Origin of the sequence: Natronocalculus amylovorans, from assembly GCF_023638035.1 — an archaeon.
Classification (GTDB): domain Archaea; phylum Halobacteriota; class Halobacteria; order Halobacteriales; family Haloferacaceae; genus Natronocalculus; species Natronocalculus amylovorans.
The window spans coordinates 408,570-423,618 of record NZ_JAKRVX010000002.1 but is presented as its reverse complement, the minus strand read 5'-3'; the positions used below and the strand labels follow the sequence as shown (position 1 = coordinate 423,618).

Below are 15,049 nucleotides of genomic sequence, written 5' to 3'. Positions count from 1 at the left end.
ACGTGCGTCTGCTGTATCAGCATTCCGCCGATACAGTATGCCACAGTCACATACTTTGACAAAGCGCTCATCACTCCGCCGAGCAAACCTCAATATACAATGAGTACAGCAGGTCTCTGTCAACTCTGTGATAATTCGCCAGGCACCGTTGCGTGTGAACTCTGTGGTGCATACGTTTGCGACGATCACTACGATCGCCAAGCCAACGTCTGCAATCGCTGTTTAGAAGATCCTCCTTAGCGGAACTGGTTGAGCCGGTCACGGAGCCGCCTTGCCGATCGGCCTGCAGCGCGATCGAACCCTTTGCCCTCACCAGCAAAAATAATGCCCCGCGAGGAGTTGACGAGTCCAACACCGTCCGCACGGAGGCCATGGGCAACTGCGGCCTCTGCGTCACCCCCCTGCGCACCAACGCCAGGGACCAAGAATGGGAGGTCAGGGACCTCCGCTCGAAGCTCCTCTAACTCCTCAGGCGCGGTTGCTCCGACAACCAACCCGACATTTTTGTGTGTGTTCCACAGATCTGCGAGAGCAGCAACACGTTTGTAAACTGGCTCACCGCTTTCGAGCGTCAGGTCTTGAAGATCGCTTCCACCGGGGTTTGAGGTCCGACACAGAATGAAGACACCCTTTGCATCGCGGTCGAGAAACGGCTGCAGTGAGTCACGACCCATGTATGGGTTGACCGTGATTGCATCAACCTCAGCAAGCGCCTTCGCATACTGTCTCGTTGTGTTACCAATGTCTGCCCGTTTTGCATCAAGCAGTACTGGCACGTCTTTTCCGTGTGCATACGCGATCGTCTCCCGAAGCGATCGCCAGCCGTCAGCGGACTCATAAAACGCAGCATTTGGTTTGTAACAGGCCGCATACTCGTGTGTGGCGTCAATAATTCGGCGGTTAAACGCCCACTGTGGGAGGTCCTTCTCCTGTAAGTGCGCTGGAATCCGTCGTGTATCCGTATCTAAGCCCACTGAGACCACACTGTCAATTTCAGCAATCCGATCCGCAAGCCGATCGAAGAACGCAATAGCCATTATATGTTGATTCTACGGGTGCGATAAGTTACTTCCGTGTCTGTGGCGTTCGTCGCTGCTTGAACAATCTCCCGTTTATATTCGGCTACCGATCGTCGTAGACGAACTCGCCATCCACGATCGTCGCTGTAACCGAAATCTCGTCAATTCGATCGGCTGCGTCCCATGGTGACTCCTCGAGAATCGTGAGATCAGCGAGCTTTCCTTGTTCGATCGTCCCCATTCGATCCTCGTCAAACCCAGCGTAGGCTGCACCGCTCGTGTATGCTCGAAGCGCAGTTGTCACATCAAGCGACTCCATTCCTGCTGGCGCATTCACGACCCAGTGAATGCCAAGCAGTGGGTCAAGTGGCATACAGTCGGAGCCAAACGCAAGTGGGGCCCCAGCATCGAGCAGTGACTGAAACCGGTTTGTTTCCGTTCGCCGCTCGGCCAACCGATCGGTGTACAATCCGTCTTCACCGGTCCATTTGAGGAAGTTCGGCTGCACTGATGCGACAATCCCTCCGTCACCGAATCGATCGATCGCCGCATCACTTGCGAGTTCCACGTGTTCAATCCGGTGTCTCGACGCCGCAGGATCGGCACAATTATCGTACGCGTCAAGAACTGCGTCGATCGCTTCATCACCGATCGCATGCGCAGTCATCTGGAAGCCCGCGTCGTCTGCTCGATCGACATACTCTTGCAGTTCATCAGGGTTGACAACCCACTGACCCACTCCATCACCGTCTGCATACGGCTCAGAGAGCTTTGCGGTTCGGCCGCCAAAGCTCCCATCAGTGTAGGACTTGACTGCGCCAACCTGCACCATCTCGCTGCCGTGGTTCGTTCTGAGTCCAGCATCGATGAGCGAATCAAGATGATCGGTCCAGTAGTTTATCCGAACCCGGATTGAGAGTTCGGTTGCCATATCCAACTCCCGGTAGACATGTGGCGCATACGAGTTGCGAACCATATCGTGAATCATCGTTACGCCGCGTTCATTGGCTGCGGTTTGGGCGGCTTTGACGAGTTCACGGGTTTCTTCGACATCAGGTTCGATCGTCTCATAAATCGGATCGATCGCCTCCTCAACAATCACACCGGTTGGTGTTCCGTTCTCGGTCTGAATGTCCGCCTTTGGCATCGCATCTTCGAACGCCGAAAGCACACGGGAGTTCACCGATGCGACGTGCATATCCTCACGGAACGCGGCGATTAGGCGATCTTCGCCGATCGAATCCAGGTCCTCTTTGGTTGGATAGCGTTTTTCGGGCCATGTACTTTCATCGTAGCCGTACCCAAGCACCCATCCATCAGGGTCATCAACTGCGTCCGCGCGTTCGGAAAGCAGTTCGATCGCCTCATCTAACGAGTCGGCTGCGGAGAGATCAGCATGCACAAGATACCGACCCATGGTTGTTAGGTGAGTGTGTGCGTCGATGAACCCCGGAATGACGACACGACCATCCAGATCAACAACAGCCGTCTCCGTGCCTTCGAGAAACGACACATCGTAGCTGCTTGCAAGACGAACAATACGTCCATCACGGATTGCGATCGCGTCGTACGTCTCGTCCTGCTCGGTAAGTGTATGGACCTCAGCATTCGTGAGGATGAGGTCAGCAGCGGCAGTCATGCATAGATGGCCGATTGGAGCCCGCATAATCGTTCGGAAATCGGCTGTCCATGTGTCCATTCTGTACCCAAAACAAACATACCACCGGCCAACATTTCGCAAGTATGAGTGTTACGCGAACCGTTGAACTCGAAGGCCATATTATCGATTCTGGGATGATGCAGCAGGCCTTCGGGATTGTGATGGACCTTGATGGTGATTTTGAAGTTGAGCAGTTCGATGTTGGAAAAGACAAGGAGAGTACAAGCTACTGTCGGCTCCAAGTAATGGCGGCTGATCAGTCGACGTTGCAATCCATTCTTCATGAACTCCACCAGATCGGTGCCACACTCATGGACCCAGTGGATGTTACAGTAGCGCCTGCCCCCGCCGATCAGGTTGTTCCAAACCGTTTTTATTCGACAACGAACCACCCGACAAAAATTCGATACGATGGTCAGTGGATCGACGTCGAAAACATTGAGATGGATTGTGCGATCGTCATCGAGCCGGCGGGCAGTGTCGATGGCGGTCCACGTGCATACACCAAAGTTCTCAACGCAATCAAGGAAGGTGATCTTGTTGCGACTGATGAGACCGGAATTCGTGTTCAGCCGCCTGAGCGTCCACGGGATGCTGGTGGGCCATTTGGGTTCATGCAAGGGGGGATCTCTTCGGAACGCCCATCCGAGTCGTTGATCCGACAGGTTGCAAACGCGATCGAGGAGACAAAAGCACAAGACGGGAACGTCCTTGTGGTTGCTGGCCCAGCAGTTATTCACTCCGGTGCTGGCGACGCGCTGGCAGATCTGGTTCGAGAGGGCTATGTCGATTCGATCTCCGCTGGGAACGGCTTTGCAACCCACGACATCGAGCGGAATCTCTACGGAACATCGCTTGGGATGGATGTTGAAACGCTCGAACATCCTCGAAAAGGACATAAACACCATATCTACACGATTAGTGAGATTATCCGTGCCGGTGGCATACAGCCCGCTGTTGAAGATGGGTTGATCTCAGGCGGCGTGATGTACGAATGTGTCACACACGATCGTGATTACGTGATTGCGGGCTCAATTCGAGACGATGGGCCGCTTCCGGATACGATCACAGACGCTGTCGAAGCACAGAATGCGATCAGAGAACAGGCGCACGAGGCGGATATGGTGCTGATGCTTGCGACGCTTTTGCACTCGGTTGCTGTCGGGAACTGCCTCCCGTCAACAACAAAAGTTGTCTGTGTTGATATCAACCCTGCAACCGTGACACAGCTTATCGATCGTGGCTCTGCACAGGCGATTGGGATGGTCACAGATATTGGGACATTTGTCCCGACACTTGCTGACTTTGTCTTGGACGACGAATAGCCACACTACGATTCCCGTGGAATCACAGCTATTGGCCGATCGGCAGTGAGCAGAATCCGCTGTGCAACGCTCCCAAATAGCAGTTTTCCGGTTGGTCTTCGTTTTCGGACGCCGATCACAATCTCATCGACATCGTGCTCTGTAGCAAACGCAAGGATGTCTTTTGGGGGCTCGTTCCCTCGGACAAACTGGTGGGTCTCAACTGTTGTGCGTCCACCAAGCCGTGACCAGACTGTATTAAGTGCATCCTCTCCATCACGAATCATCTCCGCAGTTGTCTCGTCCCCACCGACTTGCGAATTAAGCGCATGAACCGTATCATCGGCTCTCATTCGATCAGCAAGATAGTCACAGAGCGTCGCGCTCGTATGTACGGAGTTGGTCGCAACAAGAAATGTAGTCATACCTAACACTCACTCAGCGCAAAATTAAATCTGGCCACTGGTCCCATACCGCAAGCACGGTACCATTGTCTGTTTACAAATTAATATATGCGTGACGTCGACGTACGAGGTGCTCTTTTATACCAATTGCATAGCAGTCGAGTAGCGTAGCTATTTACGTCCTGCTGGAAACAGACTGCGTACGACATGACACAATTCCTCTTTCTTTCTCTCGATGCAGCATTGATCGGTGATGTTGCAAAACAGGTTACAGATGAAGGGCACGCGGTGAAACAGTATATCGAAGCGGAGACCGATCGCGAGATCGGTGATGGATTCGTTGAGAAAACGGATGACTGGGAGGCCGATATTGAATGGGCCGATGTAATAGTCTTTGACGATATCTGGGTTGGAAGCAACGTTGGAACTGGCGCACTTGCACAGGAGCTTCGAGCAGACGGCCACGCCGTTGTTGGCGGGACACCGAACACTGACCGGCTTGAAGAAGACCGTGGCTACGCGATGGATATTCTCGAATCAAATGGCGTTTCGGTGCTTGAACACCAGGTATTCACCGACTTTGACGATGCGATCGAGTACGTCCAGGCAAACCCTGCGCCGTATGTGATCAAACCGCTTGGTGAGGTTCAAAACGTCAAACGGCTCGTCTATGTTGGCCGTGAGAACGACGGCGGCGACGTAGTGGATGTCCTTCGTGCATACAAGAAGGCATGGGGACACCGAATGAAAGGCTTCCAACTCCAGCGGCGGGCAACTGGCGTCGAGATTGCAGTGTGTGGCTTTTTTAACGGGACGACGTTCGTTGAGCCGATCAACTTCAATTTTGAGCACAAGAAACTCTTCCCCGGAAACATCGGCCCATCAACCGGTGAGATGGGAACTGCAATGTTGTGGGGTGGTCGCAACCGACTCTTTCAGGAAACACTCGGAAAATTGGAAGCATGGCTCGCTGCGGAAGGCTATGTTGGGAGTATTGATCTCAACTGTATCGTTAACAAAGATGGTATCTATCCGCTTGAGTTCACGCCACGATTTGGCTATCCGACGATCGTTCTGCAAACCGCAGCCATGAATACGCCGACCGGGGAGTTCTTTGATCGCCTCGCACACGGTGAGGAGTTTACCATAGACGTGCACACCGGCTACCAGATCGCGGTTCGCATCTGTCTTCCACCGTTCCCATTCAATGACGATGCAACGTTTGCGGAGAACTCACAAAATGCAGCGATCGTCTTCGAAAACGGCTCACCACCAGCGGGCATCCATATCGAAGATACAAAACGCGTTGATGGACAGTGGCGCGTTGCTGGTGAGTCAGGGATTGCACTCATTGCGACAGGCATGGGCGAAACAATGCAGGCTGCACAAGCCGAGGTGTACGATCGGATCGATGAAATTCTCATTCCAAATCTGTACTATCGGGACGACATCGGCGAACGATGGGTTACCGGTGAGGGTGACAAACTGCAAGCATGGGGCTACTTTGGTGCCTGATTAGTCATCCACAGCAGGCCGATACGATCGGCTCACTTCCTTCCACCGATCGCTGTTGAACCGCCAGAGGTTAATTACCATTGGAACCGCTGTTTCTGCGAGGAATGCAATATAGAGCGCGGCAACTCCCAATTGGGTAACCGTTCCTGTTGCGGCGATCGGGAGCGCAATAAGATAGAGTCCAACAAGCGTTGCAACAAACGGAACTGTTGTATCACCTGCACCTCTGAGCGCACCGGTTGCCGAGCCATCAACACCGAGCGCGATGACGCTCACGGCTGCGATCTGAACGAAAATCGTCGTCTGTGTAACGTGGGCAGGGTCATCGACAAAGATTCGAGAAATTGGCTCTGCAAGCAGGAACACAACTGCTGCAACGACCAGATACACCACAAACGAGAGTTGGATAATCTCTCTGCCGTATGCCGCTGCGTCAACTTCATCACCGGCACCGAGCTGTTGCCCGACGAGTGTCGATGATGCGATCGAAAACCCCCAACTGAAACTGTTGACAAGGTCTCTTACCCGCCGTCCAACTTCGACTGCAGCGACAACGACTGGCCCAAAGACGGCGGCGATCGCAAGGAGTGGAAACAGGACAACGCCCTCCGCGGCACGGCGAGCCATAAGTGGTGTCGAAATCTTCAGCAGCTGTGCAGTGAGCTGTCGATCAAACTGTGGTCCCGACAGCGTTACCGGAACTGGGCTTGCACCGCGGCCAAAGTACGATCGGCCGGTCATCCCCCAAAAGAGAACCATAAAAATAGCTGCGATTGACACCGTGGTCCCGATTGCGGCTCCTGCAACACCCATCCCGTAGCCGAAAATCAACACTGCACTAAGAACAATATTGAGCACTGCACCCCCAGCACGGATCACCATCGGCGTAAACGTATCCCCAACACCAGCATACGTTCGACTGGCAATCATATTTAAAAACTCAAAAAACAGTGCTGGAGCAACTAACGCCAGATAGAGTGCCCCAAACGCGATCGCATCGCTATCACCACCAATGAGCCCAATCAGCTGTGTCGGAAAGAACCAAAATGCAAGTACAAGCGGGACGGCTAACATGACGGCAACCCACAAACTCTGCTTGACGACAACCGAGGCTCGCTCGGATTCGCCACCGCCGTAGTTCTGTGAGACAAGCGCAACCGTACCGCCAGCGAGACCAATCGAAATAAACTTCCCAACCATCCAGTAGGCGTTTGCGAATGCCAACCCCGCAACTGCAGTTGGCCCTAACACCCAGCCAACCATGGCGATATCTGCGGTCTGTTTTGACATGATCGCAAAGCCAGTGATAACTCGCGGCCATGCAAGCTCAACAGTCGACGTAAGCCGATCGCGGCTAATCACACCGAGACGATCAAGGACGGTTGCAAGCGACGCATAGAACCCAGCAAGCAACGAAATCAGTGCGCTGGGTACCCACATCATACACTATTTTCGACCGCGATCGGTATCTGTCTGTTGCTCTACGGGAGGAACCCAAACGCCCTTCAGTTACCACCACAAAATACCACTAATGAATCTCAATGGATGGCAAACGTACTTGGTGACACAAGAGTCGATTTCGGCCGGTCGATCAACGCAAGCGATCGTCGAAGCCGCGATCGCTGGCGGTATCGACGTTGTCCAACTCCGTGAGAAGGACACAAGCGCGCAGCAGCGATACGAACTCGGTCGCGAGCTCCGATCGATCACTGCGGCACATGATATCCCACTCATTGTCAACGATCGTGTCGATATTGCACTCGCAATTGATGCAGATGGTGTCCATGTTGGACAGTCCGATCTTCCAGTTTCCGTTGTGCGCGAACAACTTGGGACAGATGCACTTATCGGCTGTTCCGCTGCAACTGTTGATGAAGCAACAGCCGCAGTTGACGCTGGCGCGGACTATCTTGGCGTTGGTGCGGTGTACGGAACGACCTCAAAGAAGGTAGCAGGTACTAAAAATGGAATTGGAACCGATCGGGTTGCCAAGATTGTTGACGCGGTTGACGTTCCCGTAATCGGCATTGGAGGGATCACGGCGGACAATGCTGCAGCAGTCATCGAAGCGGGGGCAACTGGTGTTGCGGTCATCAGTGAGATTACTGCCGCAGATGATCCAACAACCGCGACACAAACGCTTGCAGCGTCGATTACGGAGGTGGATCACCATGTCTAAGGTACCGATCGGTCGCAGTGAGGCGGTCTCAGAGTCCCTCACAACCACACTTTCGGATGTCTCCGAGTCACAGCCACTTGTGCAGTCGCTGGTAAACCGTGTCACGACAAACGATGTTGCAAATCTCATTCTTCATTGGGGTGCGCTCCCAGTGATGGCGGATGCACCGGGTGAGGCAGGCGAGATGACACACGGTGCTGGTGCGCTGTTGTTCCACACAAGCCCAATGGAGGATAGTCGTATTGAGGCAATGTACGAAACCGCTGCCGTAGCGGAGGAAATCGGTGTGCCGATTGTTCTGGATCCGATCGGTGCAGGTGCCACACCAACCCGTGAGAACGTCCTCTCTGAACTCCTTTCGGAAATCAGCTTTACCGCAATCAAGGGAAACTACGGTGAGATCACTGCGCTTGCTGGTGAAGCTGCAGAGGTCAAAGGCGTTGAGTCGATCGGTGAATACGAACGAATCGCTGACACCGCGCAATCGCTTGCTGCAGAAACTGGTGCGGTAGTCGTTGCCTCTGGAGTCGATGATATTGTCGCAGACGCTGCCTCGGCGTACCAGATCTCTGCAGGCCATGAAATGCTTGGCGAGGTTGTTGGCACCGGTTGTATGCTTGGCGCATCCGTTGCGTCATTCTGCGGTGGGGTCTCGGATCCGCTTGAGGCTAGTGTGTACGCCGCACTCGCATTTGGCCTTGCTGGCGAGGATGCTGCGGCACTGCCGTACAATGGCCCCGCAAGTTACAAACAGAATCTCTTGGATTCTGCATGGCAGATTGCCGAACAGCATGACACTGATCGATCGATCGACGATCGAATCTCACGGATAGCGTAACAGAACGCGCACGTCTTTCTCAACGTCCCGACCGGAATTGATACCTATCTCGGCTGTTGGATATGTAGTATGATACGTCAATTTCGTGTGTTGCATATCGAATATCCGCTGGATGTTGTACGCATCGAGTGCATCCACACCAACAGTAACTGAGGTGTAGCGCATGCGACTCATCCAGACACTGGTTCCAGATGGTAAACACGAACTTGTTGTCGCCGCATTAGAGGACGAGCAGGTCGATTTTGCGATGGCTGATGAGACCTCTCGATCGAGCTACAGCGACATCATTTATATCCCTGCAGATGCTGACGAAGTCGAACAGATTGTTGATCTGCTTCGGGATGTCGGCATTGAGCGAGAGGGGTACATGGTTGTTAGCGATGTTGAGACAATCGTTTCGGACCGATTTGCGGGGCAAATCGCAAGCGACAATAAAGAGGGTGATGGTGAACGAATCTCCAGAGACGAACTTCGGACAAAAGCTCGAAATCTCTCTCGGAGTACGCGAAACTACATTGCCCTGACTGTTATCAGTGCAATCGTCGCAACAGCTGGACTGCTCCAAGATAGTGCAGCGGTAGTTGTTGGATCGATGGTGATTGCACCGCTGATCGGCCCTGCAATGGCATCCTGTGTTGGAACAGTTATTAATGACGATGACCTCTTTTGGGAAGGAATCCGATCGCAGGCGATCGGTCTTGGGGTTGCCGTTTTGAGTGCAACCATTTTTGCGATCGCCTATCGGTTTATGCTTGCTCCAGACTTGGAACTGCTTCTTATTCAACAGATCGCGGAACGCGCCCATCCTGGACTGCTTGCACTCGCAGTTGCGCTTGGTGCCGGTGCTGCAGGATCGCTTTCGCTCACCTCCGGCGCTGATGAGGCGCTTGTTGGTGTGATGATTGCTGTTGCCCTCATGCCACCAGCAGCATCCGTGGGGTTAGGGCTCGCGTACGTTGAGCCTGCACTTGCATTTGGTGCCGGTGTGTTGGTGCTTGTGAATCTGTTATCAATTAACGCAGCAGGAATCTTGACGATCTGGGCGAAAGAGTACAAGCCGAATCACTGGTATGACGCCAAACGAGCGCGCCGTATAACAATCGAGCGGCTTGTGACGTTTACGATCGCGATTCTGCTTCTCACCTCATTTTTAGCGGTAAGTTCACTTGATGCGCGCGATAGTATGGCGCTTGAATCACAGGTTGAGTCGATCGTTGACGAACAGGTTGACGGAGATGTATTAGCCGTCTCATTCACGTATGAAGCTGATCTCATCTCACAGACGCCACGTGGTGTCACAATTCACGTGCGAAGCGATAGTGAAACTACTGCACTTGCAGAGACGATCACTGCAGCAATTGAATCCGAAACCGGACGGTCGTTAGACGTAACCGTGGTTAATGAGGATGCTGCAATTACCACGGCAAATCGGTAGGCTAGCCAAAGAGCCGCTCTCGAAGCGATCGCTGATATTTTTGTTCTGCAATCACAACCGAGCAGTCGACATCCTCGACGACGTCAAAGATGAGCGATCGGCGAACTAATCGTGAGAGCAGTCCACGCTCTGTTGCACCGATCAGCAACATCGTATGCTCGGCGGCTGCATCTGCGATCGCCGCCTCGACATCACCGCTTGTATCGACCTTCAGTGTTGCATCTTCAAGTTCGTGTTCTGCTGCCCAGTCAGATAAAAACCGTTCGCCGCCATTGCGTTGTCCTTCTCCCTCAACAACGTGCAACAGTGTGACACCACTGCCGAACGTGTGTGCAAATCCGTTGGCGAGCTCAGCACAGAGTGCGGAGTTCCGATCGTCAGTTGTCGGGACAACAATGTCGCTTGGATCAAAGCCTTGGCTTTTGAGGACAAGCAGGTCACATGGGAGTTCCTGACTTAGTTCGTCGAAGACATTCTCCGATCGACCAGCGGAGATTGACGATGATGGATGCCACCCCATAATGAGGAAATCAACATCAAACACCTGTGCAGCATCAAATACCTCCTCCACTGTCCGGTGTGAGTAAATCAAGTGTGTTTCAACAGGAACAGCAAACTCGTTTGCATCCGCTTCTGCGGCCTCCAACAGCTCTTCGGACTGTCTTCCAAACCGTTCGAGGTGTTTTGGCCCCTGATCAAGCGGTACCTGATCCGGGACATTGACAACATGAACTGCGTGGACGACACCATCCCTGGCAGCAGCGACGTTGCAGGCAAGCGAGATCAGATCTTTCTCAGTCCGTGGATTTGACAGCGAGACAAGGACGCTAAATTTGGCTCGGTTTGGACGTGCCGCCTCTGTGGCTGCAACTGCGGACTCGGGCATACTCTTCGACTGCCGAAGAATATGCTGACTCAGTGCGCCTTCATCATCGGTTCGCTCCTGCCCATACACAATATACCACCCAACCGAACCAACGACCATTGCACCGGTTACAATCAATACCGGTGTTGGCATGAACGCAAGCAGCCCAAACGACCCGATCGCTGCAAGCACTGGCGTCACCGGATACAGTGGCACAGTGAACGATGGGGTATACGATTCATCAGTAACTCGGAGCACAAGCAGCCCGATATTCAACATCCCATACACGACGAGATGAAATGCGCTTGCGGTGAGTGCAAGCAACACAAGATCATCGAGCAGGATGAGTGCGATAATCAGAAACCCAGTTACCTGCAGCGATCGGTACGGCGTTGCAAACCGGGGGTGAAGTTTGTTCAACCAATCACCAACCAGTCGCTGACGGCCCATTGCAAACGTAATCCGGGCCGCTGCAAGCACCGAGAAGTTTGCACTCGATGCCGTCGCCAACAACCCAGCGGTCGCCATCACTGCAACACCGATCGGCCCGAACGCAAGATCTGCAATCTCCAATACTGCAGGGACATCTCCCGAGAGGGCAGTGAAATCCAAAAGCGTTGCCGCAACTGCAGTGAGCAACACGTAAATAACGGTCACAACGGCAACGCTTCCAAGTACTGCGATTGGGATCGATTTTTCGGGCGTCTGTAGCTCTTCGCCCATTGTCGCAATCTTCCCATACCCAAGATACGAAACAAAAACAAGTGCGGTTGCAGAGAGCAGTGACGAGAGCTGTTCAACCTCCGCGAAGGCAAAGTCGATTCGGCCAGCGCGAACCACGCCGTCAAGAATGAAGAAAATCAAGATTCCAACAAGCGTTGCAACGACTGCAGCCTGAATTCGACCGGTTCCTTTCACTCCCAAGTAATTTAACCCAACAAACAATCCCCCTGCGAGTATTGCTCCCACTTGCGTTGGTGAGAGTGTAAGAACAAATAGATCAATCGCTGGTACTGGTAAAAACACGCCAAGATACTGACCGAAGCCAAGCGTATAGAATGCGGATGCGATCGCAAGCCCGATCCAATCACCAAAGCCTGCGATCGAGCCAAACAGTGGGCCTAGCGAACGATTTGTCCAGTGGTAGCTACCGCCTGCTTTCGGCATTGCAGTTCCTAACTCGCTCACAGTCAAGGCATTTGTAAATGCGAGAATACCCGCGAGTAAGAACGCAAACGGAACAAGTGGGCCGATCGTCCCTGCAACGATTGCAGGAAGGACAAAAATCCCTGCACCGATCATTGTTCCAACACCAACCGTCAACGCAGCAACCGTACCAAGGTCGGTTGCAAGTTCATTTTTAGGCATGAATCTTCGCTCCCACTGTGGGATTACCTACTGATTATCTGCGGACCATTATCGTTGTTCGGATTCCATCTGTGTGCATTTGGTAGGCACATGATAACAAACCTGATACAGTCTCACATTTTTTGATATGTCACAACAGACAGTAGGTGTCGACCACGATCACGAGCACGATTCTGCGCAGTACTGTCAGTGGTGTGGACAGCCATTTATACCGGGCGAAACTGCCGTTCAGATAGAGCATCCCGAAGCATCAGGTGAGCGTATGGAGTGGACGCTCCATGATGAATGTACAACCCTGTGGACAGACGTAGTGAATTCGCTTCTGAATGTCTCTGACACGGACACACGAGTTACGGTTGCTGAACAGTCCGTCACAACACAAATACTGCCTAGTGATACAAAGATGTATTAATCGGTCTCAATATCGTTTGGCATGGACCTTTCGGACACACGAGTGCTTCTCACTGGTGGTGCTGGGTTGGTTGGTTCTACCCTCGCTGACTCACTCCTCGATACCGCATCTTTTGTTCGCATCGCTGATGACCTCTCGAAAGGCAACCGAGAGCGGCTGCCAGCGGATGTCGAGTTCGTTCACGCAGACATGCGGGACCCAACTGATGTTGCGAGTGCGATCACACCAGACATTGATCTGGTGTTCCACCTTGCAGCATACACAGATACAAACTACGAAGACGATCGCACGCTCTTCGAAGAAAACACGGAAATGACGTACAATATTCTCGAACGGATGGATGCTGTCGATGTGTCTGCCCTTGCATTTACATCCTCTTCTGCGGTCTACGGGGAGGCCCCGCGGCCAACACCGGAGCACTTTGGCCCGCTTGAGCCGATCAGCGCCTACGGTGCCGCAAAACTTGCAGATGAAGCGCTGATCTCGACATACGCACATACGTATGGTGTCCAATCATGGGTCTTCAGATTTGCAAATATTGTGGGGCCGTACCAGCGGGGGAACGTTATTCCGGACTTCATTCAAAAACTTGTTGCCAATCCCGACACGCTCGAAATTCTGGGCGATGGCCGCCAAGAGAAATCCTATATGTATGTTGAAGACTGTGTCGACGCGATCGAACATGTAATCGCATCAACCGATGAGCAGTACAATCTATTCAACCTCGGCACACATACGACGACATCGGTGACATCGATCGCAGATATTGTTGCAGACGTGCTGGATGTCGATCCAACATATGCGTACACAGGCGGCGATCGCGGCTGGGCTGGCGACGTCCCACGGATGAGACTTGGCATTGAAAAGCTCTCGGGGCTTGGGTGGGAGCCAACATATGAGAGTGACGCTGCAGTTCGGCAGGCTGCGATCGATCTGGCGGCAGAGCTAACAGCATAGTCTACGCAGGAGGTGTATGCATCGATCGAATTCATTGCGGACCGTTGGAATCCTTGGTGGGATGAGCAGTCAGTCGACGATCGAATACTACAGAGCCATAGATGCAGGGATTAACGAGGAGTATGGCGGACATGCTGCGGCTGAAATTCTCATCCGAAGTGTGGACTTTGGTACGGTTGAGGAATGCATCCGGACTGATGAGTGGGACCGTGCTGCTCGGTACCTCGCTGGCGCGGCACACGAACTTGAACGTGGTGGGGCAGATTTCGTGTTGATGGCAACAAATACCATGCATCGCGTTGCTCCGCAGATAACCGACGCGCTCACGATTCCGTTCGTTCATATCGTGGACCCAACCGCAGAAGCGATCGCTGACGCGGATATTTCGCGCGTTGGTGTGCTGGGAACACAAGCAACGATGGAGTCACAGTTCTATCCCGATCGGTTCGCAGAACACGGGATAGAGACGGTATTTCCAGATCGCAGCGACCGTGAGCGGCTTGACAGGATCATTTTTGATGAACTCACAAAAGGAGTTCTCACTGACGAATCCAAGAACGACTGTATTGCCGTTATTGATCGCCTCAAATCGGCTGGTGCAGCGGGAATCGTACTCGGCTGCACTGAGTTTGAACTGCTCCTATCACCGGACGATATCGATATCCCACTCTTTGACACAACGGCACTGCACGTCGATCGAGCAGTCTCTCTGGCGCTCGATGCTGGTGATCCGGAGCCTGCGGGCGTCTCAATGGATGGTCGGGTACTGCAATCGATCGAAACCGTGGGCGATGGTAACGTGGATGCAGAGACCACGTTTTATTTTTCTCAGTCCGGCACCCAAATCTCGGCTCACTACAGCGGTGGGTCGGTTCAACAAGGGTTCCTCGTGGGGACGTCCACTGGGAATGAGCTTTCATTCCGGTATACACAGCTGTTGACCGATGGATCAACGGCAACCGGTGCGTCGACTGATCGGATTGAACTGCTCTCGGATGGCCGTGTTAGACTTCACGAGACGTGGAGTTGGGACGCAAAAGACGGGAGTGGGACAAGTATTCTCGAAGAGAAACCGCTCTGAGTCTGTCGTAAA

At 53.1% G+C, this 15,049-nt stretch carries 14 protein-coding genes; 9 read left to right on the top strand and 5 right to left on the bottom strand.

The genetic code is table 11. The features are described 5' to 3' along the window. Positions 1 to 99 precede the first annotated feature (99 nt). Positions 100 to 240 carry a hypothetical protein gene (locus AArcSt2_RS06580; RefSeq protein WP_174652081.1) on the top strand — a complete coding sequence of 47 codons (141 nt, stop codon included), beginning with the start codon at positions 100 to 102 and terminating at the stop codon, positions 238 to 240. Here AArcSt2_RS06580 and pyrF read toward each other — a convergent pair. Further along, positions 237 to 1,031 carry an orotidine-5'-phosphate decarboxylase gene (pyrF, locus tag AArcSt2_RS06575; RefSeq protein ID WP_174654472.1) on the bottom strand — a complete coding sequence of 265 codons (795 nt, stop codon included), beginning with the start codon at positions 1,029 to 1,031 and terminating at the stop codon, positions 237 to 239. The two genes, AArcSt2_RS06580 and pyrF, sit on opposite strands and share 4 nt — an antisense overlap. Positions 1,032 to 1,122: 91 nt before the next feature. Then, entirely contained in the window at positions 1,123 to 2,658 is a 1,536-nt protein-coding gene (locus AArcSt2_RS06570) for an amidohydrolase (protein WP_174652080.1), read from the bottom strand. A gap of 104 nt (positions 2,659 to 2,762) precedes the next feature. Between AArcSt2_RS06570 and AArcSt2_RS06565 the strand changes: the two genes are divergently transcribed. Beyond that, positions 2,763 to 4,004 carry an ornithine cyclodeaminase, nickel-pincer nucleotide-dependent gene (locus tag AArcSt2_RS06565; RefSeq protein ID WP_174652079.1) on the top strand — a complete coding sequence of 414 codons (1,242 nt, stop codon included), beginning with the start codon at positions 2,763 to 2,765 and terminating at the stop codon, positions 4,002 to 4,004. Between the two features lie 5 nt (positions 4,005 to 4,009). On the opposite strand, the gene AArcSt2_RS06560 is transcribed toward AArcSt2_RS06565, so the two are convergent. After that, positions 4,010 to 4,408, bottom strand: coding sequence for a universal stress protein (locus tag AArcSt2_RS06560; RefSeq protein ID WP_250583491.1), 399 nt, complete (start codon positions 4,406 to 4,408; stop codon positions 4,010 to 4,012). A gap of 186 nt (positions 4,409 to 4,594) precedes the next feature. On the opposite strand from AArcSt2_RS06560, the gene AArcSt2_RS06555 reads away from it, so the two are divergent. Beyond that, the gene (locus AArcSt2_RS06555) at positions 4,595 to 5,902 is read left to right on the top strand and encodes a phosphoribosylamine--glycine ligase (protein WP_174652077.1); all 1,308 of its coding nucleotides are present in this window, start codon (positions 4,595 to 4,597) and stop codon (positions 5,900 to 5,902) included. Here the strand turns inward: AArcSt2_RS06555 and AArcSt2_RS06550 are convergent, their stop codons facing one another. Beyond that, positions 5,903 to 7,345 carry an MATE family efflux transporter gene (locus AArcSt2_RS06550; RefSeq protein WP_250583490.1) on the bottom strand — a complete coding sequence of 481 codons (1,443 nt, stop codon included), beginning with the start codon at positions 7,343 to 7,345 and terminating at the stop codon, positions 5,903 to 5,905. It abuts the gene before it with no gap. Between the two features lie 88 nt (positions 7,346 to 7,433). On the opposite strand from AArcSt2_RS06550, the gene thiE reads away from it, so the two are divergent. From thiE to AArcSt2_RS06535, 3 genes are all read left to right on the top strand, one after another. Beyond that, entirely contained in the window at positions 7,434 to 8,081 is a 648-nt protein-coding gene (thiE, locus tag AArcSt2_RS06545) for a thiamine phosphate synthase (RefSeq protein ID WP_250583489.1), read from the top strand. Beyond that, positions 8,074 to 8,919, top strand: a complete 846-nt coding sequence (gene thiM, locus AArcSt2_RS06540; RefSeq protein WP_250583488.1) for a hydroxyethylthiazole kinase — start codon at positions 8,074 to 8,076, stop codon at positions 8,917 to 8,919. The genes thiE and thiM overlap by 8 nt, the downstream gene beginning before the upstream one ends. Before the next feature lie 163 nt (positions 8,920 to 9,082). Continuing rightward, entirely contained in the window at positions 9,083 to 10,354 is a 1,272-nt protein-coding gene (locus AArcSt2_RS06535; protein ID WP_250583487.1) for a TIGR00341 family protein, read from the top strand. Position 10,355: 1 nt separating this feature from the next. Here the strand turns inward: AArcSt2_RS06535 and AArcSt2_RS06530 are convergent, their stop codons facing one another. Continuing rightward, on the bottom strand, positions 10,356 to 12,587 hold the full coding sequence (locus AArcSt2_RS06530; protein ID WP_174652073.1) for an amino acid permease: 2,232 nt from the start codon (positions 12,585 to 12,587) through the stop codon (positions 10,356 to 10,358). A gap of 127 nt (positions 12,588 to 12,714) precedes the next feature. Between AArcSt2_RS06530 and AArcSt2_RS06525 the strand changes: the two genes are divergently transcribed. Genes AArcSt2_RS06525 through AArcSt2_RS06515 form a run of 3 tightly spaced genes read left to right on the top strand, consistent with a single transcriptional unit; the run spans position 12,715 to position 15,037 of the window. Continuing rightward, positions 12,715 to 12,999: a hypothetical protein gene (locus AArcSt2_RS06525; RefSeq protein ID WP_174652072.1), complete on the top strand. Its 285-nt coding sequence runs from the start codon at positions 12,715 to 12,717 to the stop codon at positions 12,997 to 12,999. Positions 13,000 to 13,020: 21 nt separating this feature from the next. After that, positions 13,021 to 13,956 carry an NAD-dependent epimerase/dehydratase family protein gene (locus AArcSt2_RS06520; protein WP_174652071.1) on the top strand — a complete coding sequence of 312 codons (936 nt, stop codon included), beginning with the start codon at positions 13,021 to 13,023 and terminating at the stop codon, positions 13,954 to 13,956. Positions 13,957 to 13,972: 16 nt separating this feature from the next. After that, the gene (locus AArcSt2_RS06515; RefSeq protein ID WP_250583486.1) at positions 13,973 to 15,037 is read left to right on the top strand and encodes an aspartate/glutamate racemase family protein; all 1,065 of its coding nucleotides are present in this window, start codon (positions 13,973 to 13,975) and stop codon (positions 15,035 to 15,037) included. Positions 15,038 to 15,049 lie beyond the last annotated feature (12 nt).

Excerpts from the sequence above, each read along its gene's own strand:
- AArcSt2_RS06580 (WP_174652081.1), top strand. The coding sequence starts at position 100 with ATGAGTACAGCAGGTCTCTGTCAACTCTGTGATAATTCGCCAGGCACC.
- AArcSt2_RS06570 (WP_174652080.1), bottom strand. The coding sequence starts at position 2,658 with ATGACTGCCGCTGCTGACCTCATCCTCACGAATGCTGAGGTCCATACA.
- AArcSt2_RS06565 (WP_174652079.1), top strand. The coding sequence starts at position 2,763 with ATGAGTGTTACGCGAACCGTTGAACTCGAAGGCCATATTATCGATTCT.
- AArcSt2_RS06560 (WP_250583491.1), bottom strand. The coding sequence starts at position 4,408 with ATGACTACATTTCTTGTTGCGACCAACTCCGTACATACGAGCGCGACG.
- AArcSt2_RS06555 (WP_174652077.1), top strand. The coding sequence starts at position 4,595 with ATGACACAATTCCTCTTTCTTTCTCTCGATGCAGCATTGATCGGTGAT.
- AArcSt2_RS06550 (WP_250583490.1), bottom strand. The coding sequence starts at position 7,345 with ATGATGTGGGTACCCAGCGCACTGATTTCGTTGCTTGCTGGGTTCTAT.
- thiE (WP_250583489.1), top strand. The coding sequence starts at position 7,434 with ATGAATCTCAATGGATGGCAAACGTACTTGGTGACACAAGAGTCGATT.
- thiM (WP_250583488.1), top strand. The coding sequence starts at position 8,074 with ATGTCTAAGGTACCGATCGGTCGCAGTGAGGCGGTCTCAGAGTCCCTC.
- AArcSt2_RS06535 (WP_250583487.1), top strand. The coding sequence starts at position 9,083 with ATGCGACTCATCCAGACACTGGTTCCAGATGGTAAACACGAACTTGTT.
- AArcSt2_RS06530 (WP_174652073.1), bottom strand. The coding sequence starts at position 12,587 with ATGCCTAAAAATGAACTTGCAACCGACCTTGGTACGGTTGCTGCGTTG.
- AArcSt2_RS06525 (WP_174652072.1), top strand. The coding sequence starts at position 12,715 with ATGTCACAACAGACAGTAGGTGTCGACCACGATCACGAGCACGATTCT.
- AArcSt2_RS06520 (WP_174652071.1), top strand. The coding sequence starts at position 13,021 with ATGGACCTTTCGGACACACGAGTGCTTCTCACTGGTGGTGCTGGGTTG.
- AArcSt2_RS06515 (WP_250583486.1), top strand. The coding sequence starts at position 13,973 with ATGCATCGATCGAATTCATTGCGGACCGTTGGAATCCTTGGTGGGATG.